At 62.8% G+C, this 22,541-nt stretch carries 19 protein-coding genes; 8 read left to right on the top strand and 11 right to left on the bottom strand.

Annotation, left to right across the window (positions count from 1 at the left end; all coding sequences use genetic code 11):
* Positions 1–60: 60 nt before the first annotated feature.
* The 3 genes from pspC to pspA form a co-directional block, all read right to left on the bottom strand.
* Positions 61–462: an envelope stress response membrane protein PspC gene (gene pspC, locus KW821_RS16860; RefSeq protein WP_106886959.1), complete on the bottom strand. Its 402-nt coding sequence runs from the start codon at positions 460–462 to the stop codon at positions 61–63.
* Positions 463–556: 94 nt separating this feature from the next.
* A complete protein-coding gene (gene pspB, locus KW821_RS16855) occupies positions 557–793 on the bottom strand; it encodes an envelope stress response membrane protein PspB (protein ID WP_042653638.1) in 237 nt (78 codons plus the stop codon).
* A gap of 3 nt (positions 794–796) precedes the next feature.
* Positions 797–1,477, bottom strand: coding sequence for a phage shock protein PspA (pspA, locus tag KW821_RS16850; RefSeq protein ID WP_218292249.1), 681 nt, complete (start codon positions 1,475–1,477; stop codon positions 797–799).
* 195 nt (positions 1,478–1,672) lie between these two features.
* Between pspA and pspF the strand changes: the two genes are divergently transcribed.
* The 6 genes from pspF (at position 1,673) to KW821_RS16820 (ending at position 8,728) form a co-directional block, all read left to right on the top strand.
* Entirely contained in the window at positions 1,673–2,713 is a 1,041-nt protein-coding gene (pspF, locus tag KW821_RS16845) for a phage shock protein operon transcriptional activator (protein WP_218292248.1), read from the top strand.
* A gap of 250 nt (positions 2,714–2,963) precedes the next feature.
* The gene (gene sapA, locus KW821_RS16840; RefSeq protein ID WP_256353531.1) at positions 2,964–4,565 is read left to right on the top strand and encodes an ABC transporter substrate-binding protein SapA; all 1,602 of its coding nucleotides are present in this window, start codon (positions 2,964–2,966) and stop codon (positions 4,563–4,565) included.
* Positions 4,566–4,644: 79 nt separating this feature from the next.
* Entirely contained in the window at positions 4,645–5,604 is a 960-nt protein-coding gene (locus KW821_RS16835; protein ID WP_042653634.1) for an ABC transporter permease subunit, read from the top strand.
* A 149-nt stretch (positions 5,605–5,753) separates the two neighbouring features.
* Positions 5,754–6,647 carry an ABC transporter permease subunit gene (locus KW821_RS16830; RefSeq protein WP_042653633.1) on the top strand — a complete coding sequence of 298 codons (894 nt, stop codon included), beginning with the start codon at positions 5,754–5,756 and terminating at the stop codon, positions 6,645–6,647.
* A gap of 82 nt (positions 6,648–6,729) precedes the next feature.
* A complete protein-coding gene (locus tag KW821_RS16825) occupies positions 6,730–7,728 on the top strand; it encodes an oligopeptide/dipeptide ABC transporter ATP-binding protein (RefSeq protein WP_042653632.1) in 999 nt (332 codons plus the stop codon).
* 214 nt (positions 7,729–7,942) lie between these two features.
* A complete protein-coding gene (locus tag KW821_RS16820) occupies positions 7,943–8,728 on the top strand; it encodes an ATP-binding cassette domain-containing protein (protein WP_042653631.1) in 786 nt (261 codons plus the stop codon).
* 142 nt (positions 8,729–8,870) lie between these two features.
* Here KW821_RS16820 and KW821_RS16815 read toward each other — a convergent pair whose 3' ends face one another.
* Positions 8,871–9,629 (bottom strand): tRNA-(ms[2]io[6]A)-hydroxylase, encoded by a 759-nt coding sequence (locus KW821_RS16815; protein ID WP_218292247.1) that lies wholly within the window; start codon positions 9,627–9,629, stop codon positions 8,871–8,873.
* Positions 9,630–9,733: 104 nt separating this feature from the next.
* Positions 9,734–10,744, bottom strand: a complete 1,011-nt coding sequence (locus KW821_RS16810; protein WP_218292246.1) for a LacI family DNA-binding transcriptional regulator — start codon at positions 10,742–10,744, stop codon at positions 9,734–9,736.
* A gap of 259 nt (positions 10,745–11,003) precedes the next feature.
* On the opposite strand from KW821_RS16810, the gene ascF reads away from it, so the two are divergent.
* Together ascF and KW821_RS16800 are read left to right on the top strand one after the other, a co-directional pair.
* A complete protein-coding gene (ascF, locus tag KW821_RS16805) occupies positions 11,004–12,461 on the top strand; it encodes a PTS cellobiose/arbutin/salicin transporter subunit IIBC (protein WP_218292245.1) in 1,458 nt (485 codons plus the stop codon).
* Positions 12,462–12,494: 33 nt separating this feature from the next.
* A complete protein-coding gene (locus KW821_RS16800; RefSeq protein WP_218292244.1) occupies positions 12,495–13,925 on the top strand; it encodes a 6-phospho-beta-glucosidase in 1,431 nt (476 codons plus the stop codon).
* An 80-nt stretch (positions 13,926–14,005) separates the two neighbouring features.
* On the opposite strand, the gene purF is transcribed toward KW821_RS16800, so the two are convergent.
* From purF to KW821_RS16770, 6 genes are all read right to left on the bottom strand, one after another.
* Positions 14,006–15,526, bottom strand: coding sequence for an amidophosphoribosyltransferase (purF, locus tag KW821_RS16795; protein WP_042653629.1), 1,521 nt, complete (start codon positions 15,524–15,526; stop codon positions 14,006–14,008).
* 18 nt (positions 15,527–15,544) lie between these two features.
* Positions 15,545–16,036, bottom strand: coding sequence for a CvpA family protein (locus KW821_RS16790; protein WP_042653628.1), 492 nt, complete (start codon positions 16,034–16,036; stop codon positions 15,545–15,547).
* A 188-nt stretch (positions 16,037–16,224) separates the two neighbouring features.
* Positions 16,225–17,520 (bottom strand): serine--tRNA ligase, encoded by a 1,296-nt coding sequence (serS, locus tag KW821_RS16785; protein WP_218292243.1) that lies wholly within the window; start codon positions 17,518–17,520, stop codon positions 16,225–16,227.
* 290 nt (positions 17,521–17,810) lie between these two features.
* Positions 17,811–19,148: a replication-associated recombination protein A gene (locus KW821_RS16780; RefSeq protein ID WP_218292242.1), complete on the bottom strand. Its 1,338-nt coding sequence runs from the start codon at positions 19,146–19,148 to the stop codon at positions 17,811–17,813.
* 153 nt (positions 19,149–19,301) lie between these two features.
* On the bottom strand, positions 19,302–19,910 hold the full coding sequence (lolA, locus tag KW821_RS16775; protein WP_042653625.1) for an outer membrane lipoprotein chaperone LolA: 609 nt from the start codon (positions 19,908–19,910) through the stop codon (positions 19,302–19,304).
* Between the two features lie 72 nt (positions 19,911–19,982).
* A complete protein-coding gene (locus KW821_RS16770; RefSeq protein WP_218292241.1) occupies positions 19,983–22,484 on the bottom strand; it encodes a DNA translocase FtsK in 2,502 nt (833 codons plus the stop codon).
* Between the last annotated feature and the right edge of the window lie 57 nt (positions 22,485–22,541).

The raw sequence follows: 22,541 nt of genomic DNA, 5'->3' as shown, positions 1-22,541 counted from the left end.
CGATCCTCCCGCTAAAGATCGCCGGCCCGTCTGGCCGGCGCGGTGTCATTCATGATGGCACTACAGCTTGCTGAACTCGCGCTGCAGGGTGAACTCCTTGGAGGTCACCAGCTTCTCGATGCGCTGCAGTCTGGGCTCGAGCGTGTCGAGCTCCTGGGCGATGCGGCCGAGCGCCTGATGGGGGGTGACCCCCGCCTGCCAGCTGCGCGCCTTCATGCGCACCTCGGCAAAATCCGCCTCCTGCTCCCCATAGAGGGTGACCGGCTTCTTGTCGAGCAGAAACCAGGCCGCGATGTAGGCGGTGAAGGTGATGAAACCGGCGAAGATGAGGCCGGTGATGGCCAGCAGCCGCACTATCCAGGTCTCCACCCCGAAGTAGTCGGCAAGGCCGGCGCAGACGCCGGCTATCTTGCCCTTCTGGGGATCCCGGTAGAGATTGCGTGAGTTGTTCGAGGCGCTCATACCCTGTTCCTCCAGCCGGAGACTTCCGCATCCGCAATGAAACCCTGTGTACCGACCGACGCAGACGTCACGCCATGGCAGCCATAGATGGCATTCATACCTTGTTCCTCCAACCGGGGACCTCGGCATCCAGAATGGATTCCAGTGCACCGACCCGCTCCTGCATCTTCTCGGCACGGACCAGCAGGCCCTGCAACTCCTCCCGCTCATTGTCGGCGAGACCCGCACCGATCCGGCCCTTGGCGCGATAGTGCAGCACCAGCCAGATGGGGGCCACTATGACCATGAAGACGATGAGTGGCGTCGCCAATATCCCAAGAATGTCTTCCATTCATCACTCTCCCTGTTTCGAGGCGGTGTCGCCCTGGCACAGCTTCTGGCGCATGGCCTCGAGCTCGCGGCTGATCTGATCGTCCACTTCCAGCTCGGCAAACTGCTGGGCCAGCGCCTTGTCGGACTGGCCGAGATCGGCGCGGGCCTCCATCTCGTCGATGCGGCGCTCCATGCGCTCGAACTTGCTGACCACGGCCTGGCTGTCGCCACGGGCCACCTGGCTCTGCACGTTCAGGCGGCTGCTGGCGGCCTCGCTGCGAATGGCCATCGCCTTCTGGCGGGCGCGGGCGTCTTCCAGCTTGGCTTCCAGCTGGCGGATCTCGTCCCCCAGCTTGTCGATGCCGCTGTCCACCGCCTGCTGCTCACGATAGAGCGTCTCGGCCAGCTCGGTCTGCTTCTTCTTCTCGATGAGGGCGGCCCTGGCCAGATCGTCGCGGCCCTTGGCCAGCGCCAGTTCGGCCTTGCCTTGCCACTCATTCACCCGCTCCTGGTGGCGGTGGACCTGACGGCCAATCTCTTTCTGGTTGGCGAGGAAGCGGGCCAGGTTGGAGCGCTCCTTCACCAGCTCATCTTCCATCTCCTGGATGATCAGGCGCACCATCTTCTGGGGATCTTCTGCCTTGTCGAGCAGGGCCGTCAGGTTGGAGTTGATGATGTCGGCCAAGCGGGAAAAAATACTCATGATTGTACTCCTGTGATGGGCATTGGGTTGTTTCTCCATTGACAATGGCAACTTGTGTGCCAATCTGGAACGAAATTTAACTTGTTGATTTATATGGGCGCTCTCCATGAGTTTCAAGACGCCCGAAACAAGAGATGATAAAAAACACTAACTTTTGGTAAGATTGACCAGATTTTTCACCGGGCAGGGATCATTATGACCACGGACACGGAAAGCCTGTTGGGTGAGTCCAACGCCTTCCTCGAAATCATCGAACAGACCTCGCGCCTCGCGCCGCTGCGCAAACCCGTGTTGATCATCGGCGAACGGGGGACCGGCAAGGAGCTCATCGCCCACCGCCTACATTATCTCTCGGGACGTTGGGATCAAAGCTTTGTCACCATCAACTGCGCCACCCTGAGCGAGAGTCTGTTGGAAACAGAGCTGTTCGGCCACGAGGCGGGCTCCTTCACCGGCGCCGCCAAGCGCCATCAGGGCCGCTTCGAGCGCGCCGATGGCGGCACCCTGTTCCTCGACGAACTGGCCACCACCAGCGCCCGGGTGCAGGAGAAGCTGCTGCGGGTCATCGAATATGGCGAGTTCGAGCGGGTGGGCGGTGCCAAGCCGCTCAAGGTGGATGTGCGGCTGGTGTGCGCCACCAACGAGGATCTGCCGCGGCTGGCCGAGCGCGGCCAGTTTCGCCACGACTTGCTGGACCGGCTGGCCTTCGACGTCATCACCCTGCCCCCGCTGCGGGAGCGGCGGGACGATATCCTGATGTTGGCGGAGCACTTCGCCCACAGCATGACCCGGGAGCTGGGCTATCCGCTGTTTGCCGGTTTCTCCCGCAAGGCGACCCAGCTATTGCTGGACTATCCCTGGCCCGGCAACGTGCGCGAACTGAAAAACGTGGTGGAGCGCAGCCTCTACCGCCAGGGCAACCCCCAGCTGCCGCTCGCGGAGCTGGTGCTCAACCCGTTCGATTCACCCTGGCGCCCCCGCGCCAATGGCCTGGCACCCTCCCCCGTCGAGGCGGCGCCGAACGGGCAACAGGCCCACAACCTGCCGCTGGATCTCAAGGGTGCAGTGGCGGAATACGAGATTAATTTACTCAAGCAAGCGATGCAGCAATCCCAGTATAATCAGCGCAAAGCGGCTCAATTGCTGGCCCTGAGCTATCACCAGTTCCGGGGCATGCTGCGTAAATATCAGCTGCTCGAGGGGGATGACAACAATGGCAACGCGGACAGCGACTGAGCCGGCGTCATCACCGATTTCGGAGCATGCTGCGTACATGCCCGCGGCTCGAGGGGGATGACAGCAATGGCAACGCGGACAGCGACTGAGCCGGCGCCATCACCGATTTCGGAGCATGCTGCGTACATGCCCGCGGCTTGATGGTGACAGCGATAGCGACTGATCCCAACAGAGGGAGTCCCTGCCCGGCAGGCTCCCGCAACGCGCCCGCCCCCCGGCGGGCAACTCTGCATGAAAACATGGTTCCATAATGAGAATTCTCAAACCACTGCTGCTCGGTCTCCTGGTCCTGGTCACCGGCTGTCAGAAACAGACAGAGGCCTCCAAGACAGGGCTCGTCTACTGCGTCGAAGGGGCTCCCCAGACCTTCAACCCGCAGATCGCCAATTCGGGGGTGACCCTGGATGCCAGTGCCCGCCCGCTCTATGATCGCCTGCTCGAGGTGAACGCCAATACCCTGAGCATCGAGGGGGGCCTGGCCACCCACTGGCACAGCAGCGACGATGGGCTCTCCTATACCCTGAACCTGCGCAAGGGGGTGACCTTCCATCGCACCCCCTGGTTCAGCCCTTCCCGCCAGTTCAACGCCGACGACGTGCTGTTCACCTACCAGCGCCTGCTGGACGAACACCACCCGTTCCACACCATCTCCGGCGGCGAGTACCCCTATTTCTACAGCCTGGGGCTGGCCTCCCTCATCAAGCGGGTCTACAAGCAGGGCCCCTATGAGGTGGTGTTCGAGCTCAACCGGCCGGATGCCTCCTTCCTCGCTACCCTGGCCAGCGACTACGCCGTGGTGCTGTCGGCCGAGTATGGCGAGCAGATGATCAAGGCCGGCACCCCGGCGCTGCTCGACAATCGCCCCATAGGCACCGGGCCTTTCAGCTTCAAGGAGTACCGCCACAACGAGTTCATCCGTTACCTGCGCCATCCCGGCTACTGGGGCGGCGAGGCCAAGATTGAACAGCTGATCTACGACATCACTCCCAAGTCGTCCAAGCGGCTCGCCAAGCTGCTGACCGGCGAGTGCGACGTGATGAGCACTCCCTCCGCCAGCCAGCTGTCGGTGATCGACAAGGATCCGGATCTCAACCTGTCGATCCAGTCGGGCATGAACGTCGCCTTCCTGGCACTCAATACCCGCAAGGCCCCCTTCAACAAGGTGCAGGTGCGCCAGGCGCTGGCCAGCGCCATCAACGTGCAGAACCTGCTGCATGCTGTCTACTTCGAGACCGGACAGCCGGCCACCAGCCTGCTGCCGCCGCTCTCCTGGGGCTACAACCCCTCCCTGCAACTGCGTCAGCCGGACCTGAAACTCGCCCGCCAGTTGCTCAAGGAGGCCGGCCTCCCCCATGGTTTCGAGATGCAGGTACTGGTGCAGCCGGGGGCGCGCCCCTACAACCCGGACGGCCTCAAGACCGCCCAGCTGATGCGCAGCGATCTCGCCAAGATAGGGGTGAAGCTGAAGATAGTGCAGCAGGCCTGGCCGGTCATCGAGACCCGCCTCGCCAAGGGCCAGTACGACAGCCTGCTCTCCGGCTGGATCGCCGACAACGCCGACCCGGACAACTTCTTCCGCCAGCTGCTGAGCTGCGCCGCGGTCGAGCGGGGCAACAACTACAGCCGCTGGTGCAGCCCGGCCTTCGATCAGCTGCTGGACGATGCGGTGACCACGCCCCAGCTCGCCTTCCGCCTGCGCAATTACTACTATGCCCAGACTCTGCTCAATGAGCAGTTGCCGCTGATCCCGCTGGCCCATGCCCTGCGCACCCAGGTGAGCCGCAGCGATATCCAGGGGCTGACCCTCATGCCCTTCGGTGGCACCACCTTCAACCAGGCCTACCGGGAGTAAGCATGCGTCTCTATCCCCATCCCGGCAGCGGCAGCCGGCCTCCCCTGTCATCGACGCACCCGAGTGCGGAGGGCTAACCATGTTCTTTTATATTCTGCGCCGCATCAGCCTGCTGCTGATCACCCTGCTGGTGCTGACCCTGGGCGCCTATCTGCTGGAGTCTCGCCTCATCGGTCAGGTGCTGGACTTCGGCCATGGCTACCCGGACTTCCTGCGGCGCATCTTCGCCGGCGATCTCGGGCTGTCCAGCGTCTCCGGCCTGCCGGTGCTGGAGGAGATCCGCCACTACTTCCCGGCGACCCTGACCCTCTGCATCACGGCCTTCGCCATCTCGCTGCTGCTGGGGATCCCGCTCGGTACCCTGGCCGCCCTCTATCAGGGGCGCTCCCTGGATCTCTCCATCATGACCGCCGGCCTCATCGGCTACGCCGTGCCGGTGTTCTGGCTGGCCCTGCTGATGGTGATGTTCTTCTCGCTGGATCTCGGCTGGCTGCCGGCCTCGGGCCAGATCAGCCTGCTCTATGACGTGCCCTCCATCACCGGCATCGCCATCATAGACGTGTTGCTGAGCCAGGAGCCCTGGCGGGAGGCGGCCTTGCACGATGCCCTGCGCCATCTGGTGCTGCCGTCGCTGGTGCTGGCGGTGGTTCCCACCACCGAGGTGATCCGCCACGTGCGCAGCTCGCTCATCGACGTGCTGAAGCAGAACTACATCAAGGCCGCGGCGAGCCGGGGCCTCTCCCGCCGCCAGATCGTCTGGCGCCATGGTCTCAAGAATGCCCTGCCCCCGGTGCTGCCGCTGCTCGGCCTGCAACTGGGCAGCGTGCTCACCTCCGCCATGATCACCGAGGTGGTGTTCGACTGGCCCGGCATCGGCCGCTGGCTGGTCAACAGCATAGCGCTGCAGGACTACGCCGCCATCCGGGGCGCGACCCTGGTGGTCGCCAGCTTCGTGATCTTCATCAGCGTCAGCACCGAGCTGCTCACCACCATCATGTACCCGGCACGGCGCAAAGAGCTCTATGCAAAACAAGATTGAACACGAACCTATGGTGAGCCCATCTTGCCCTCTCTCTATGCTGTCAGCGCCGCGCTGCTCACCGCCCTCATGGGGTACCCGGCACGGCGCAAAGAACGCTATGCAAAACAAGATTGAACCTGCTCATGGCCTGGGCTGGAGCCTGACTTATGCAAGATAAATCGAACATCTATCCGGAGCTCAAGATCCTCTCCCCGCTGGAGCAGACCTGGGCCTCCTATCGTCGTAACCCGTTGGCCATGGGCGGCCTCTGGTGCTTCGGCCTGCTGCTGCTGATCACCCTGGTGGGCCCCCTGGTGGTGCCCTACGGCATCGACGATCAACACAGCAGCCGCCTGCTGCTGGCCCCCTCCTGGGCCAGCACCGGCAACATCGACTACTTCCTCGGCACCGACGATCTGGGCCGCGACATCCTCTCCCGCCTCGTGGTAGGGGCAAGGCTCACCTTCGGCAACGCCCTGCTGGTGGTGGTGATCGCGCTCATCGTCGGCTCCGCCATCGGCATCCTCGGCGGCATGAGCAAGGGGGTAAAATCGAGCGTGCTCCATCACCTGCTCGATACCCTGCTCTCCATCCCCTCCCTGCTGCTGGCCATCATAGTGGTCGCCATCCTGGGGCCTGGCCTGTTCAACACCCTGATCGCCATCACGCTGGCGCTCATTCCTCCCTTCATCCGGGCGACCTACAACGCGGTCCACACCGAGATGCAGAAGGAGTACATCATCGCCAGCCGCCTCGACGGCTCGCCCCCTTGGCGCATCATGCGGCTCGCCGTGCTGCCGAACATAGTGGAGACCCTGGTGGCGCAGACCACCCGTACCCTCTCCGCCGCCATCCTGGATATCTCGGCGGTGGGCTTTCTCGGGCTCGGCGCCCAGTCGCCGCAACCCGAGTGGGGCGCCATGCTGGCCGATTCGAGCGATCTCATCTATCTCGCCCCCTGGACCGTGACCCTGCCGGGCATGGCCATCCTGTTCAGTGTGCTGGTGACCAACCTGGTCGGCGAAGGCATACGTGAAGCGCTAAAAGAGGGGAATGATTGATGATGCCCTTACTCGATACCGTTAAAATTGGTATAGGTGCGACGCAAAAAGCCGTGCCAAGCCTTGATAAGGAGCGCCACTGATGCCCTTGCTCGACATACGCAACCTCACCATCGAGATCGATACCCCCCAGGGCAAGGTCAAGGCGGTGGACAGGGTCAGTCTGACCCTGAACGAGGGAGAGATCCGGGGCCTGGTGGGTGAATCCGGCTCCGGCAAGAGCCTGGTCGCCAAGGTGATCGTCGGCATCCAGAAGGACAACTGGACGGTACGCGCCGACCGGATGCGCTTCAACGACATGGATCTGCTGACCATGGCCCCCAAGGAGCGCCGCCGCATCATGGGCCGCGAGATCGCCATGATCTTCCAGGACCCCATCAGCTGCCTCGATCCCTCGGAGGAGATAGGCACCCAGCTGGAAGAGGCCATCCCGACCGACTCCTTCGTCGGCAAGTTCTGGCAGCGCTTCCAGTGGCGCAAGAAGCGGGCCATCGCCCTGCTGCACCGGGTCGGGGTCAAGGATCACCGCAAGGTGATGCGGGCCTACCCTCACGAACTGTCGGACGGCATGTGCCAGAAGGTGATGATCGCCATGGCCATCGCCAACCAGCCACGGCTGCTGGTGGCCGATGAGCCCACCAGCGCCATGGAGTCGACTACCCACTCCCAGATCCTGCGGCTGCTGGACAAGATGAACAAGCTGGGCAACACCACTATCCTCATCATCAGCAACGACATCGCCGCCATCGCCAACCTGACCGATACCATCAACATCATGTACTGCGGCCAGATGGTGGAGGTGGGCACCCGGGAGCAGATCCTGACCTCGCCCCATCACCCCTATACCGACGCCCTGCTCAAGTCCATTCCGGACTTTGACAAGCTGGTGCGCCACAAGTCCCGGCTCGAGACCCTGCCCGGGGTGATACCGCCGCTGCAGCACCTGCCCATCGGCTGCCGCCTCGGCCCCCGCTGTCCCTATGCCCAGAAGCAGTGCGTGCAGACCCCGCTGATGAGCAAGGTCAAGGGTCACCAGTTCAGTTGCCACTTTCCGTTGAACATGGACGAACCGAAGAAATGATCCGGACCCATGAGCAACGCCAGGGGCCAGCCAGGTATCAGCTGTCACTTCCCCCTGAACATGGACGAACCGAAGAAATGATTCGGACCCATGAGCAACGCCAGGGGCCAGCCAGGTATCAGTTGCCACTTCCCCCTGAACATGGAAGAGCCGAAGAAATGAACATGAATCATCTGTCTGTGGCGACGCCGTCGCTCGCCAAGGAGCCAAGCCTGTGATCGAACCCTCCCTGTTGCAGGTCAGAGGCCTCTGCAAGACCTACCAGAACCGCACCGGCCTGTTCCGACGCCAGGCGGTGGAAGCCATCAAGCCGCTCTCGTTCAATCTGGAGGTGGGCCAGACCCTGGCCATCGTCGGCGAGGCGGGCTCCGGCAAGAGCACGCTGGCGCGCATCCTGGCGGGCATGATAGAGCCCAGCGGCGGCGAGATCGCCATCGAGGGGCAGCCCCTGGTGCACGGCGACTACCAGACCCGCTGCAAGCTGCTGCGGATGATCTTCCAGGACCCCAATACATCGCTCAACCGCAAGATCCGGGTCGGCCAGATCCTGGAGACCCCGCTGCGCCTCAACACCGAGATGAGCGAGGAGGAGCGCAAGGACAAGGTGGTGCAGACCCTGCGCATGGTGGGCATGCTGCCCGACCACGCCCTCTTCTACCCGCAGATGCTCTCCGCCGGTCAGCAGCAGCGGGTGGGACTGGCCCGCGCCCTGATCCTCAATCCCAAGATAGTGGTGGCGGACGAGGCGCTGTCGACCCTGGACATCTCGGTGCGCTCCCAGATCATCAATCTGCTGCTGGAGATGCAGGAGACCACGGGGCTGAGCTATGTGCTGGTGGCCAACGATCTCGGCATCGTCAGCCACATCAGCGACGAGGTGCTGGTGATGCATGACGGCCGGGTGGTGGAGCGCGGCAAGACCCTCAAGGTGTTTGCCGATCCCCAGCACGAGGTGACCCGCCGCCTCATCCAGAACTACAACAACGAATACCGCAGATGATGTCGAGGCCGCGGACCCGGCGCGGCCGTTCCCTCGTTTTTCAGGCATAAAAAAACCCGGCTTGTGGGCCGGGAATTGCGCTCAAAAAGTGATTGCGTCGCTCGTAGTAGGAACACCGAGATAGTAGGTGCCCCCTTGGAGTTCAACAACTGTCAGATCTGACAGGCGGTCCGCTATGGAACCTGAACTGCGGATCCGGTGAGTAGATGAGCTCAGCCTCAATGGCGCCGAAGAAGGCCACCCGCTCGCTGATGTCCTCCCCCGCGAAATGCGAGGCCAATGCCAGATAATCCTGGTAGTGGCGCGCCTCCGAGCGCAGCAATGAGACATAGAAGCGCCCCAGCTCCTCGTCCAGATGGGGGGCTATCTTCGCGAAGCGCTCGCAGGAGCGCGCCTCTATATAGGCACCGATGATCATCTTGTCGACCACGGCGGCGGGCTCATAGGTACGCACATGCTTTAGCAGACTGCGGGCATAGCGGGAGGCGCTGACCGGGCCGTAGGGGATGCCGCGGGCGGCCATGATCTCCAGCACCTGCTCGAAGTGATGCAGCTCCTCCTGAATGAGCCGCACCATGGGAAACAGCAGGGGGTTGCGCTCCAGTTCGGCAAACACGCTTCTGTCGGACTCCCCCATGGTACGTTTACCGAGGATCTCGGCCTTCTCGGGGATGGCGTCCAGCTCCCGGTAGAACGCCAGCTTGGGCAGCAGGTGGCGCTTGCCCTTGGGCAGGCAGTAGCGACGCACCAGGCTGTGGGCGGTCAGGGCAGCCTTGTTCTCGCAGTTGGCGTGATCGATCAGCAGGGTCGGCAATTGGGCAGGATCCCGCGCCATCTCCACCCAGGCATCCGGGGTCTCACAATGCAGGAACTGGCGAACGGGGGCTAGCAGGTCATCCATCTAACGTCTCATCTCTTGCTATGACAGGCGGCGCACGCGCCGGGGCACCTATGCTAGCGGATCCCGCCTGTGCTGCCCACCACCTTGAGCGAGGAGCCAGCGCCTCACTTCAGCAGCCGTTTGAGGGAGTCGCGCCGGATCAGCTTGCCGCTGAAGGAGGGCAGCTCACCGGCCTCCCCCTCCTCCACCATGGTGATCAGCCGGCTGATGGTCTCCTGGATCATCTCGGTCACCGGCATCTTGACGCTGGCGAGGGACGGGATCACGTAGGGGGCCAGCGCTATGTCATCGAAGCCGACCACGGAGACCTGCTCCGGCACCGACACGCCGGCCTGGTGCAGCTGCTTGATGGCACCGATCGCCATGTCATCGTTGCTGGCCACCAGAGCGCTGAAGCGAGCCCCCCGCCCCAGCAGGGTCGAGACCCCGGCCGCGCCGCAGGCGGGGGTCCACTTGCCGTGCGCGATCAATTCGTCACGCAGCGGGATCTCGTGCCGGACCAAAGCCTGCTTGTAGCCGGCCAGACGCTCGATGCCGGTCGGCGAATCCGCCGAGCCGGTGATGAAGGCGATGTCGGTGTGGCCCATCTCCACCAATTTATCCACCACGGCCGCGGCGGCAGCCTGTTGATCGGAGTAGACGCAATGGCGGTGGTGGCGCCGCAACTTGCGGTTGAGCACCATGATGGGCTGGGAATGCTGCTCGATGATCTCGTCCATCTCCTCGACGCTCAGAAAGCGCGGGTAGATGATGATGCCGTCACAGCGCAGGTCCAGCAGATACTGGATGGCCTGACGCTCCTCCTCGGCGCTGTGCTTGCCATCGGCCAGGATCAGCTGGCGACCGCGATCCTCGGTCATCCGCGCCGCATGGGAGAGCAGCTCGCTGAAATAGACGCCGTGATACAGGGTGTTGGTCACCACCAGCCCCAGAGTCTGGGTATTCTTGGTCGCCAGCTGCCTGGCCAGCAGATTGGGGCGATAACCGCTCTCCTCGATGGCCTGAAACACCCGGTCCCGGGTCTCCTGGCTGGTGTAGCCATTGCCTGACAACACGCGAGAGACAGTCGCCTTCGACACCCCTGCCCGCCTTGCCACCTCCAGCATCGTCGTCATCTTGCTCCATCCCGTTATGCTTGACGGGCCGCAGTGTACTGCACCGGCCTGGGGTTGTCGTAGCAAGAATGCGGGCATGGGGGGTCATTGAGTGATCCCATTCACGGATCTGCACAATGATCGGGAGACTGTCTTGTATCGCAGAAAGAAACTGAGCACTCTATGTGGAACCGGTTCCACATGTGCAGTTTCACACCGTCCATCCGTACGCCACAGGCGGGGCTATGGCTGGTATCTCTTGGTCAAAAGGATAAACCAGATGTCAAAAAACTATGCGGCCCTGGCCAGTGCCGTCGTCAATGCCCTGGGGGGAGCGGACAACATCGTCGCGGTGACCCACTGCATGACGCGCCTGCGCTTCGTCTTGACGGATTCAAGCCGAGTGGACAACCCCGCCCTGAAGGCCACCACCGGGGTGCTGGGTGTGGTGAACAATGACAACCAGTGCCAGGTGATCATCGGCAACATGGTGTCCCACGCCTACCGCGAGGTGCTCGCCCGGCTACCAGAAGACGCACAGGGCGCACCGCAAGAGGTGAAAGCCGGTTTCAGCCTCAAACACCTCGGCGCCGGCATCCTCGACGCCCTGATCGGCACCATGTCGCCGCTCATTCCGGCGATCATCGGCGGCTCCATGGTCAAGCTGCTGGCCATGGTGCTCAGTATGAGCGGCATGGTGGAGGTCACCTCCCCCAGCTACATCATCCTCAATGCCATCGGCGATGGCGCCTTCTTCTTCCTGCCCCTGATGGTCGCCGCCTCGGCGGCAGTCAAGTTCAAGACCAACATGTCGCTGGCCATCGCCATCGCCGGCGTGCTGGTGCACCCGAGCTTCATCGAGCTGATGGCCAGAGCCGCCCAGGGGGAGCCGGTCAGCTTCGGCTTTATCCCGGTCACCGCGGTGAAATACACCTATACCGTGATCCCGGCCCTGGTGATGACCTGGTGCCTCTCCTACATAGAGCGCTGGGTAGACAGGATCACCCCGGCGGTGACCAAGAACTTCTTGAAACCCATGCTGATCGTGCTGATCGCGGCGCCGCTCGCCATCCTGCTGATCGGCCCCATCGGCATCTGGATCGGCACCGCCATCTCCGGCCTGGTCTACACCGTACACGATTACCTCGGCTGGCTGTCAGTGGCCATCATGGGGGCCCTGTGGCCGCTGCTGGTGATGACCGGCATGCACCGCGTCTTCACCCCGACCATCATCCAGACCATCGCCGAGACCGGCAAGGAAGGCATGGTGATGCCCTCCGAGATTGGTGCCAACCTCTCCCTCGGCGGATCCTCCCTGGCGGTGGCCTGGCGCACCAAGAACCCGGAACTGCGCCAGACAGCGCTGGCTGCGGCGGCCTCCGCCATCATGGCCGGCATCTCCGAGCCCGCGCTCTACGGGGTGGCCCTGCGCCTGAAACGGCCGCTCATCGCCAGCCTTATCAGCGGCTTCATCTGTGGCGCCGTGGCCGGCATGGCCGGGCTTGCCAGCCACTCCATGGCGGCACCGGGTCTCTTTACCAGCGTCCAGTTCTTCGATCCGGCCAACCCCATGAGCATCGCCTGGGTGTTCGGGGTCATGGCACTCTCAGTGGTGCTCTCCTTCATCCTGACCCTGCTGATGGGCTTTGAAGACATTCCGGTGCAGGAGGAGCACCCCCAGGCCGCATCCGATGAGGCAGTGCCGACACTGCAGGTCAAGACTGCCGCCAGCCTGTGAATTCGCATCATCCGACATGACAAGAGGTAACAGATGTCGTTAGCAAGATTTCCCCGAGACTTCCTCTGGGGCGGCGCCCTGGCCGCCAACCAGGCGGAGGGGGGCTACCGCGAAGGCGGCAAGGGCCTGACCACGGTCGACATGATCCCCCACGGCGCCAACCGGATGGCGGTGAAACTTGGCCAGGAACCGCGCTTCACCCTGCGGGACGACGAGTATTATCCGAGCCATGACGCCATCGATTTTTATCACCGTTACAAAGAAGACATAGCGCTGATGGCCGAGATGGGCTTCACCGTGTTTCGCACCTCCATAGCCTGGGCCCGGCTCTATCCCAAGGGGGACGAGCAAGAGCCCAACGCCGAGGGCATCGCCTTCTACCGGGCGGTGTTCGAGGAGTGCCGCAAGTACGGCATCGAGCCGCTGGTGACCCTGTGCCACTTCGACGTGCCCATGCACCTGGTGGTGGAGTACGGCTCCTGGCGCAACCGCAAGATGGTGGCGTTCTTCACCCGCTATGCGCGCACCTGCTTCGAGGCGTTCGACGGGCTGGTGAAGTACTGGCTCACCTTCAACGAGATCAACATCATGCTGCACAGCCCCTTCTCCGGGGCCGGGCTGGTGTTTGAAGCGGGTGAAGATCAGGAGCAGATAAAGTATCAGGCGGCCCACCACGAGCTCATCGCCAGCGCCCTGGCGACCCGAATTGCCCACGAGGTGAACCCGCACAACCAGGTCGGCTGCATGCTGGCGGGGGGCAATTTCTACCCCTACTCCTGCAAGCCTGACGATGTGTGGGCTGCGATCCAAAAGGAGCGGGAGAACCTGCTGTTCATCGACGTGCAGGCTCGCGGCGCCTACCCTGCCTATGCCGAGCGCGTGTTCCGCGAGAAGGGAGTCCGGCTCGTCAAGGAACCGGGTGACGACGAGATCCTTCGCAACACCGTCGACTTTGTCTCCTTCAGCTACTACGCCTCCCGCTGTGCCTCGGCCGACATGAACGCAGGCAACACCAGCGCCGCCAACGTGGTCAAGTCCCTGCGCAACCCCCATATCAAGGTGAGCGAATGGGGCTGGGGCATAGACCCGCTCGGCCTGCGCATCACCATGAATACCCTCTATGACCGCTATCAGAAGCCGCTGTTTCTGGTGGAGAACGGCCTGGGCGCCGTCGATGAGGTCAATGAGCAGGGCGAGATCGAGGACGACTACCGCATCGGCTATCTGCGCGAGCACATCAGCGCCATGGGGGACGCCATCGCCGACGGCGTGCCGCTCTTGGGCTACACCAGCTGGGGCTGCATCGATCTGGTGGCCGCCTCCACCGGGGAGATGAGCAAGCGCTACGGCTTCGTCTATGTGGACAGGGACGACGCCGGCAAGGGCACCCTGGCGCGCAGGCGCAAGAAGTCGTTCTGGTGGTACAAGAAGGTGATCGCCAGCCATGGGGAAGATCTGGCGTGAGATGAAGCACAGAGTACCGAGACAAAGATGGGGGCCAAGGCCCCCATCTTCATTTCCGGTCTAGACCAGCTGGAAAACGTTTAACTGCCTTCGTTAAAAATTTCCAGGTTGCTGGTGCCTTCCTGCCATTCGCGCACGGCCTTGTTGTCGTCGCAGCGCTGGGCATTGAGGTGGTCCAGATAGCCCTGATCCACGTCGGCGGTGACGTAGTGGCCGTTGAACACCGAGGTCTCGAAGTGGCGCAGCTCGGGGTTGATCTCCCGCACCGCCTCTTCCAGATCTTCCAGATCCTGGAAGATGAGGCCATCGGCACCGATCAGCTTGCACACCTCTTCCACTTCCCGGCCATGGGCGATCAGCTCGTTGGCGGTGGGCATGTCGATGCCGTAGACGTTGGGGAAACGGATCTCGGGGGCGGCGGAGGCAAAGTAGACCTTGGCCGCACCGGCTTCCCGCGCCATCTGGATGATCTGCTCGGAGGTGGTGCCACGGACGATGGAGTCATCCACCAGCAGCACCTTCTTGCCCTTGAACTCGGAGCCGATGGCATTGAGCTTGCGACGCACCGACTTCTTGCGCTGGGTCTGGCCCGGCATGATGAAGGTACGGCCGATGTAGCGGTTCTTCACGAAGCCCTGACGGTACGGCAGATCGAGGGTATGGGCTATCTCCAGCGCGACGTCACAGGAGGTCTCGGGGATGGGGATGACCACATCCACGTCGAGATCTTCCCACTCGCGGGCGATCTTTTGGCCCAGCTTGCGACCCATGTTGAGGCGGGCGGCATAAACGGAGACCTTGTCGATGCAGGAGTCGGGACGGGCGAAGTAGACGTACTCGAAGATGCAGGAACTCATCTGCGGGTTCTCCGCACACTGCTCGGAGAACAGCTGGCCCTGTTCGGTGATGTAGATGGCCTCGCCCGGGGCGACGTCACGCACCGTCTCGAAACCGATGGCGTCGAGCGCCACGCTCTCGGAGGCGAGCATGTACTCCACCTGGCCCTGCTCGTCGATCCGGCGACCCAGGATCAGCGGCCGAATGCCGTTGGGATCGCGGAAGCCGATGAGGCCGTGACCTATCACCAGGGAGACCACGGCATAGGCGCCGCGGATCTGCTGATGAGTCTTGCGCACCGCGGAGAAGATGTCCTCGGGACGCAGCTCCATCTTGTCGCAGAGATCCAGCTCGTGCGCCAGCACGTTCAGCAGCACTTCCGAGTCGGAGGTGGTGTTGATGTGGCGGCGGGCGACCTTGAACTGCTGCTCCTTGAGCGCCTTGGCGTTGGTGAGGTTGCCGTTGTGGGCCAGCACCATGCCGTAGGGGGAGTTCACGTAAAAAGGTTGGGCTTCAGCGGCACTTGAGCTGCCTGCGGTGGGATATCTGACATGTCCTATGCCGATATGCCCCTTCAGTCGCTGCATGTGGCGCACTTCAAACACATCCTTCACCAGGCCGTTGGCCTTGCGTTGCCGGAAGTTTCCACTGTCTATGGTCACAATCCCGGCGGCATCCTGTCCCCTGTGCTGCAACACCGTCAAGGCGTCGTAGAGGGCCTGATTGACGGGGGTGGTGCCAACTATACCGACAATACCACACATGTCTTTGCTACCTCGAAGTCACTGTACCTGATTGAGAAAACTGGATGAGTTCAGCATGAACCCGAAGAACCACTGGATCACCGGTTTAAACTCGGGGACCAGCTTGGACGCCACCCACCAGTCGCTCTGGGAGAGACTGGTGAAGGTATCCATAAAAAACAGCAGGGCACTGACGATCAGTACCCCGCGAATGGCGCCAAAACAGACTCCCAGCACCCGATCGGTGCCGGACAGGCCGGTCTTTTCCACCAGCAAGCCCACCACATAGTTGACCACGCTCCCCAGGATCAGGGTCGCCACGAACAGGGCGGCGATGGCCAGGCCGTTGCGCACCATGGCATCGGTAAACGAGGTGAAGTAGACGGCGAGATCGGGATAGAAATGGCTGGCAATGAAAAAGGCGACGAACCAGGTGACAAGGGACATGGCTTCCTTGAGAAAGCCGCGCACCAGGCTGATGAGAGCGGAGAAACCGACGATGCCGATGATGGCGTAATCAATCCAGACCATAGAAAAAGATGTCCTGCGAAATTGCGGCGCAGTCTAACAAAAACGATTGCGCAATGCTTGATAAAATTGTGTTAAATATCCAATACGGCGCCGATAGAAGCCATGTTAGCCCCTGCCGAAACCATTGGCCGACGCCGGAATGCACAACGCCATGGCACTGCCATGGCGTTGTCGTCAGCACGAGCGGCTTACCCTATGTGGGTCAGGCCACCCATGTAGGACTGCAGCGCCGCCGGGATGGCGATGCGACCGTCTTCCTGCTGGTAGTTCTCGATCACCGCCACCAGGGTGCGACCCACTGCCAGGCCGGAGCCGTTCAGGGTGTGCAGCAGCTGGGGCTTGCCATCGATGCGCACCCGGGCCTGCATGCGACGGGCCTGGAAGTCGGTGCAGTTGGAGACGGAGGAGATCTCGCGGTAGGTGTTCTGAGCCGGCAGCCAGACTTCCAGATCGTAGGTCTTGGCGGCGCAGAAGCCCATGTCGCCGGTGGCCAGCGCCATCACGCGATACGGCAGCTCCAGCAGTTGCAGCACCTTCTCGGCGTGACCGGCCATCTCTTCCAGCGCTTCCCAGGATTTCTCCGGGTGCACCAGCTGCACCATCTCGACCTTGTCGAACTGGTGCATGCGGATCAGACCGCGAGTATCACGACCGTAGGAGCCCGCCTCAGAGCGGAAGCAGGGGCTGTGGGCGGTCATCTTGATGGGCAGTTCCTGCTCGTCGAAGATCTCGTCGCGGGCCATGTTGGTGAGCGGCACTTCGGAGGTCGGGATCAGGGAGAACTTGCGCAGCTTGCCCTCGTCATCCCCTTCCCCATTGATGCCGGTGTTGAACAGGTCTTCGGAGAACTTCGGCAGCTGACCGGTGCCGTACAGGCTGTCCGGGTTCACCAGATAGGGCACGTAGCATTCGGTGTAGCCGTGCTGCAGGGTGTGCAGGTCCAGCATGAACTGCGCCAGGGCGCGGTGCAGGCGGGCGATCTGCCCCTTCATCACCACGAAGCGGGCACCGGCGAGCTTGACGCCGTTCTTGAAATCCACGCCCTTGGCCGCTTCACCGAGATCGATGTGATCGCGTACCGGGAAGTCGAACGCGCGCGGGGTGCCCCAGCGGCGCACTTCCACGTTATCGTTCTCGTCACGGCCCACCGGGGTGGTCTCGCTTGGCAGGTTGGGGATGGCGTCGGAGATGGCCTTGATCTCGGTCAGCAGGGACTCGAGTTCGACCTTGCTGGTCTCCAGCTCGTCGTTGATCTTGGTCACCTCGGCCTTGAGCGGGGCCACATCTTCACCACGACGGGCCGCCTCACCGATGGACTTGGAGCGAGCGTTGCGCTCGGCCTGCAGCTCCTGGGTACGGGACTGCAGATCCTTGCGTTTCTCTTCCAGAGCATTGACAGCCGCTACGTCCAGAACGTAGCCACGTGTCGCCAGACGAGCGGCAGCCTCTTCGATATCGCTGCGCAGATATTTGGGATCCAGCATGGTTTACCTACTTTTTTTAATGGGATCTGGGCCTGGGTCGTCGTGACCGGGCGAGAGAACAGATCCGGAAGTTAACATCGGTTGGCGCACCCCTATGTCTTCGGAATCGGGCCTTCGAAATCAAGAAGATGGTGCAAGGCCAAGACAAGCGGGGTCAGAGGGGCAGTGTAGCAGACCGCCCCCCCGCCCGAACAGGGACTATTGCTGTCGTTTTTGCCAAGTTTTCGGGCATCGGCAGCCTCTTCTTCGCCGATCCGGTCTTACGGCGTCCCACATCCGGCGTCGAGCCGTTATTTGTCTCTTTTGTGCGGGCTCTGCCGGTCCAGCTCACGCAGATAGTCGAGCTTCTGGGCAATCTGCTTCTCGAGGCCGCGATCGGTCGGCTGGTAGTAGTGCTTGCCGGCGAGCTCGGGCGGGAAGTAGCTCTCCCCCGCCGCATAGGCGCCGGGCTCGTCGTGGGCGTAGCGGTACTCGGCGCCATAGCCCAGCTCGCTCATCAGCTTGGTCGGTGCGTTGCGCAGGTGCGGTGGCACCTCGAAGTCGGGCAGGTTCCTGGCGTCGTTGAGCGCCGCCTTCCAGGCGGTGTAGACCGCATTGCTCTTGGGGGCACAGGCGAGGTAGACGATGGCCTGGGCGATGGCACGCTCCCCCTCCGCCGGGCCGATGCGATGGAAACAGTCCCAGGCCGACAGTGCCACCTGCATGGCGCGCGGATCGGCGTTGCCGACGTCTTCTGAGGCGATGGCCAGCAGCCGGCGGGCGATGTAGAGCGGATCGCAACCGGCGCTCACCATGCGGGCATACCAGTAGAGCGCCGCATCGGGGGCCGAGCCGCGAATGGACTTGTGCACCGCCGAGATGAGGTCGTAGAAGTGATCGCCCCCCTTGTCGAAGCGTGCCACGTGCTCCCCCACCACGGCGGCCAGCAGGGCGCTGTCGATGATGCGCTGCCCTGCCCCGTTGGCCTCGGCCATGTCGGCCAACAGCTCCAGGTAGTTGAGGGACTTGCGGCCGTCACCGTCCACCGCCTTGGCCAGCGCCTCCTTCACCCCGGGGGCGAAGGCCAGCGTCGAGTCATTGAGGCCGCGCGGGTCGGTCAGGGCCTGATCGATCATGGCGAGGATGTCGTCCTCCTCCAGCCTCTTCAGCAGATAGACCCGGGCCCGGGAGAGCAGTGCGTTGTTGAGTTCGAACGAGGGGTTTTCGGTGGTGGCGCCGATGAAGGTGATAGTGCCGTCTTCGATGTGGGGCAGGAACACATCCTGCTGGCTCTTGTTGAAGCGGTGCACCTCATCCACGAACAGGATGGTGCGCACCCCGCGCCAGCTGTTCTCCTTCGCCTTGTCGATGGCGGCGCGGATCTCCTTGATGCCGGAGGTGACGGCCGAGAGCCGCTCCACCTCGGCCTGACAATAGTGCGCCATCAGCTCGGCGAGGGTGGTTTTGCCGGTACCCGGGGGGCCCCACAGGATCATGGAGTGGCAGTGGCCGGCCAGGATGGCTTTGCGCAGGGGCTTGTCAGCCCCCAGGATATGCTGCTGACCTATGTACTGATCGAGATTCTGCGGCCGCATCCTGGCCGCCAGCGGGCGAAAGTCGGACGAGAAGTCCAGCGACAGGTTGCTCATCTGCGTTGACCGTCCTGCGCCACGTCGACCGCCAGTGGCAGACGGTCCGACGATAAATCCAAAGAGAGGTTGCTCATCGGCGTTGACCATCCTGCGTCACCCGGGCCGCCAGCAGGAGACGGCCCGAGCAGAGATCCAAAGAGAGATCGCGCATCAGCGCTGGTCGTCCAGTGCGACCCCCTTCGGGATCTTGAACTGGAACTCGCTGCCCTTGAGCACCGGTTTGCGGTTGAAGCCGCTGAGGGTGAACTCGCTCCACTGCCCCTGCGCCTCTTTCACGTCGAAGCGGCTGATGTTGTTCTGCCGATCGAAGGTGATGCGGAAGGAGGCGATCAGCTCGTCCTGGTTGCGGCTGGTGACGGTGTAGACGTCCCCCTGCTGGGTCACGTCGTAGTTCTTCCAGAGCGCGTTGTCATTGCCGGCGATCAGCACGAAGGGGGTGTTGAGCACCGCATCCTTCAGCTTGAGGGCGGTGACCTGCTCGACGAAGGGATCATAAACCCAGACGTCCTTGCCATCGGCCACGATCAGGCTCTCATCCGGCGCTGTGGTGTGCCAGTTGAACCGGTTGGGGCGCTGCACCAGCAGATCACCGCTCGCCTTTTGCAGCTCCTTGCCCTTGCTGTCATAGACGGTCTGGGCAAACTTGGCCGAGAACAGGCTCACATCGGACAGCTTCTGCTTGAGGTCGCTGGCGGCATCGGCCCACACCTGGCTGCTGGCCAGCAGCAGCACCGTACCCATCAAAAATTGTTTCTTCATCATGCTTCCCATTCGAAAGGGCTCGATAAGAGGCCATGTCTAGCGAGACATGGCCTGGATGATAGGGGGAACTCAGTCACGCACCGGCGGCGGTGCCAGCACGTCGCGCTGACCGTTGCCACCCGGGCTGCTGACGATGCCCTGGTTTTCCATCTGCTCGATGAGACGAGCCGCCCGGTTGTAACCGATCTTGAACTTGCGCTGCACGCTGGAGGTGGAGCCACGGCGGGATTCCACCACGAAGGCCACCGCCTCGTCGAACAGGGGATCGAGCTCCTCGTCGCCGCTGCTGCCGTAGTCACCGCTGCCGCCTTCACTATCCGACTCGCCGGAGAGGATCTCCTCGATGTAGTTCGGCTCACCGCGCAGCTTCCAGTCCGCCACCACCTTGTGCACCTCGTGGTCATCGACGAAGGCGCCGTGGACCCGGGTCGGGTTGGAGGTACCGGCCGGCATGTAGAGCATGTCACCCATGCCGAGCAGGGATTCGGCACCGCCCTGATCCAGGATGGTACGGGAGTCGATCTTGCTCGAGACCTGGAACGAGATCCGGGTCGGGATGTTGGCCTTGATGAGACCCGTTATCACATCCACCGACGGACGCTGGGTCGCGAGGATGAGGTGAATACCGGCGGCCCGCGCCTTCTGGGCGATACGGGCGATGAGCTCTTCCACCTTCTTGCCGACGATCATCATCATGTCGGCAAACTCGTCCACCACCACCACTATGTGGGGCAGCTTCTCGAGTTCAGGCGGCATCTGATCCATGGAGTCGCCAGGGCGCCACAGCGGATCCCGCAGCGGTTGTCCCTCGGCGGCCGCGGCCAGCACCTTGTCGTTGTAGCCCTTGAGGTTGCGCACCCCGACCGCCGACATCAGCTTGTAGCGGCGCTCCATCTCGCCCACGCACCAGCGCAGGGCGTTGGCGGCGTCCTTCATGTCGGTGACCACCTCGGTCAGCAGGTGCGGGATCCCCTCGTAGACCGAGAGCTCCAGCATCTTGGGATCGATCATGATGAAGCGCAGATCCTCCGGCGACGACTTGTAGAGCATGGAGATGATCATGGTGTTGACCCCCACCGATTTACCGGAGCCGGTGGTACCGGCCACCAGCAGGTGCGGCATCTTGGCGAGGTTCACCACCACGGGCTCCCCTGCGATGTCCTGGCCCAGGCCCATGGTCAAGGGGTTGCGGCTGTCGCGGAAGTCGTCGCAGTCGAGAGTCTCGCGCAGGTAGACGGTCTGGCGTACCCGGTTCGGCAGCTCGATGCCGACGAAGGTCTTGCCCGGGATCACCTCCACCACCCGTACGCTGCTGGCGGAGAGGGAGCGCGCGAGATCGCGGGACAGGTTGGTGATCTTGCTCGCCTTCATGCCCGGCGCCAGATCCAGCTCGAAACGGGTGATGACGGGGCCAGGATAGACGCCGACCACCTTGGCCTGCACGTTGTAATCGGCCAGCTTGGCCTCCACCAGACGGCCCATGCGGTCCAGTTCGTCCTTGCTCATCATCTGAGTCTTGGCGGGCGGTCTGTCCAACAGATCCAGCCCCGGCAAGGGGGCCATGCCCGGCTGCGGGCGGCGCTTGGCTTTGGGGGCGACCGCCACCGGCGCGGCCGGGGCCTCGTCGCCCTCCGCCCAGGGCAGATCGAGCTCGTCATCATCCGCGGCTGCCAGCACGGGTTGCGGGCGGGCATTGGCCGCGCGCTTCGGCTTGGCGACGGGCGTCGGCGCCTCGTCATCTTCGTCGTCAAACTGCGGCTCGAACTGGAATGTATCGTCATCGAGTTCCGGCAGCCATTCGTCAGATTTTGTCTTCTGGGCCGCGCCCTTGGCCTTGGGATTGCGTGTCCAGCTGCCGTGAGGCTCGTCTTCCTCATCCAGATCGATGGCACCCACGCCCCCTTCCAGCAAGGGATCCGGTCCCTCGAAGCGAGGCTGGCGCCAGCCCCCGGTCAACCAGCGACCTAGCGTGGTGGGGAAGTGATAGATGGCGCTGACGGTGCCGGTGCAGCTGGCCCCGATCCGCTCGACTATGGTGAGCCAGGACCAGCCGGTGAACAGGGTGATGCCGGTGGCCACGAAGCAGAGCAGCATCAGGTTGGCGCCGACACCGCCGAACAGCGGCACCACGGCGGAGGCGATCACGTCCCCCACCAGGCCGCCGGCGGAAAAATTCTGCATGTCGTTGAAGTTCATGCTGGCGATGGCCGACATGCCGAGCACCGTCAGCAGGAAGCCGACGATGCGCACCGACAGGGTCAGATAATCCACCTCCAGCAGCCGGCTCGGGCGCCAGAACAGGCTCCAGCCGAGCAGAACCGTCAGCGGCGGCACCAGATAGGAGAAGGCGCCGAAGGTAAACATGGTGATGTCGGCGAGCCAGGCACCGGCGCTGCCCGCCAGGTTCTTCACCTCCCCCTGCCAGGAGGTCTGGGACCAACCGGGATCGGCGGGATGGTAAGTCAAGAGGGCAAGCAAGAGATAGGCAGCCATCAGGGTGATGGCGATCAAGACGGCCTCGAAGATCCGTTGGGTACCTGACAAAGGAGTAAACAGCTTTTTATCGGCCAAACTCCGGCTCCTTTCTGAAAACATGTAATGCGGGGATAGGGGGCCTAGTATCCCTGA

It is taken from the genome of Aeromonas sp. sif2416 (assembly GCF_019218665.1).
Classification (GTDB): Bacteria; Pseudomonadota; Gammaproteobacteria; order Enterobacterales; family Aeromonadaceae; genus Aeromonas; species Aeromonas encheleia.
Note: the sequence above shows the minus strand (reverse complement) of the source record. Positions and strands in the feature narration are given on the sequence as shown.

What these genes read in the sequence shown, in the direction of transcription:
- pspC (WP_106886959.1), bottom strand. Translation starts at nt 462, where the DNA reads ATGAGCGCCTCGAACAACTCACGCAATCTCTACCGGGATCCCCAGAAG.
- pspB (WP_042653638.1), bottom strand. Translation starts at nt 793, where the DNA reads ATGGAAGACATTCTTGGGATATTGGCGACGCCACTCATCGTCTTCATG.
- pspA (WP_218292249.1), bottom strand. Translation starts at nt 1,477, where the DNA reads ATGAGTATTTTTTCCCGCTTGGCCGACATCATCAACTCCAACCTGACG.
- pspF (WP_218292248.1), top strand. Translation starts at nt 1,673, where the DNA reads ATGACCACGGACACGGAAAGCCTGTTGGGTGAGTCCAACGCCTTCCTC.
- sapA (WP_256353531.1), top strand. Translation starts at nt 2,964, where the DNA reads ATGAGAATTCTCAAACCACTGCTGCTCGGTCTCCTGGTCCTGGTCACC.
- KW821_RS16835 (WP_042653634.1), top strand. Translation starts at nt 4,645, where the DNA reads ATGTTCTTTTATATTCTGCGCCGCATCAGCCTGCTGCTGATCACCCTG.
- KW821_RS16830 (WP_042653633.1), top strand. Translation starts at nt 5,754, where the DNA reads ATGCAAGATAAATCGAACATCTATCCGGAGCTCAAGATCCTCTCCCCG.
- KW821_RS16825 (WP_042653632.1), top strand. Translation starts at nt 6,730, where the DNA reads ATGCCCTTGCTCGACATACGCAACCTCACCATCGAGATCGATACCCCC.
- KW821_RS16815 (WP_218292247.1), bottom strand. Translation starts at nt 9,629, where the DNA reads ATGGATGACCTGCTAGCCCCCGTTCGCCAGTTCCTGCATTGTGAGACC.
- KW821_RS16810 (WP_218292246.1), bottom strand. Translation starts at nt 10,744, where the DNA reads ATGACGACGATGCTGGAGGTGGCAAGGCGGGCAGGGGTGTCGAAGGCG.
- ascF (WP_218292245.1), top strand. Translation starts at nt 11,004, where the DNA reads ATGTCAAAAAACTATGCGGCCCTGGCCAGTGCCGTCGTCAATGCCCTG.
- KW821_RS16800 (WP_218292244.1), top strand. Translation starts at nt 12,495, where the DNA reads ATGTCGTTAGCAAGATTTCCCCGAGACTTCCTCTGGGGCGGCGCCCTG.
- purF (WP_042653629.1), bottom strand. Translation starts at nt 15,526, where the DNA reads ATGTGTGGTATTGTCGGTATAGTTGGCACCACCCCCGTCAATCAGGCC.
- KW821_RS16790 (WP_042653628.1), bottom strand. Translation starts at nt 16,036, where the DNA reads ATGGTCTGGATTGATTACGCCATCATCGGCATCGTCGGTTTCTCCGCT.
- serS (WP_218292243.1), bottom strand. Translation starts at nt 17,520, where the DNA reads ATGCTGGATCCCAAATATCTGCGCAGCGATATCGAAGAGGCTGCCGCT.
- KW821_RS16780 (WP_218292242.1), bottom strand. Translation starts at nt 19,148, where the DNA reads ATGAGCAACCTGTCGCTGGACTTCTCGTCCGACTTTCGCCCGCTGGCG.
- lolA (WP_042653625.1), bottom strand. Translation starts at nt 19,910, where the DNA reads ATGAAGAAACAATTTTTGATGGGTACGGTGCTGCTGCTGGCCAGCAGC.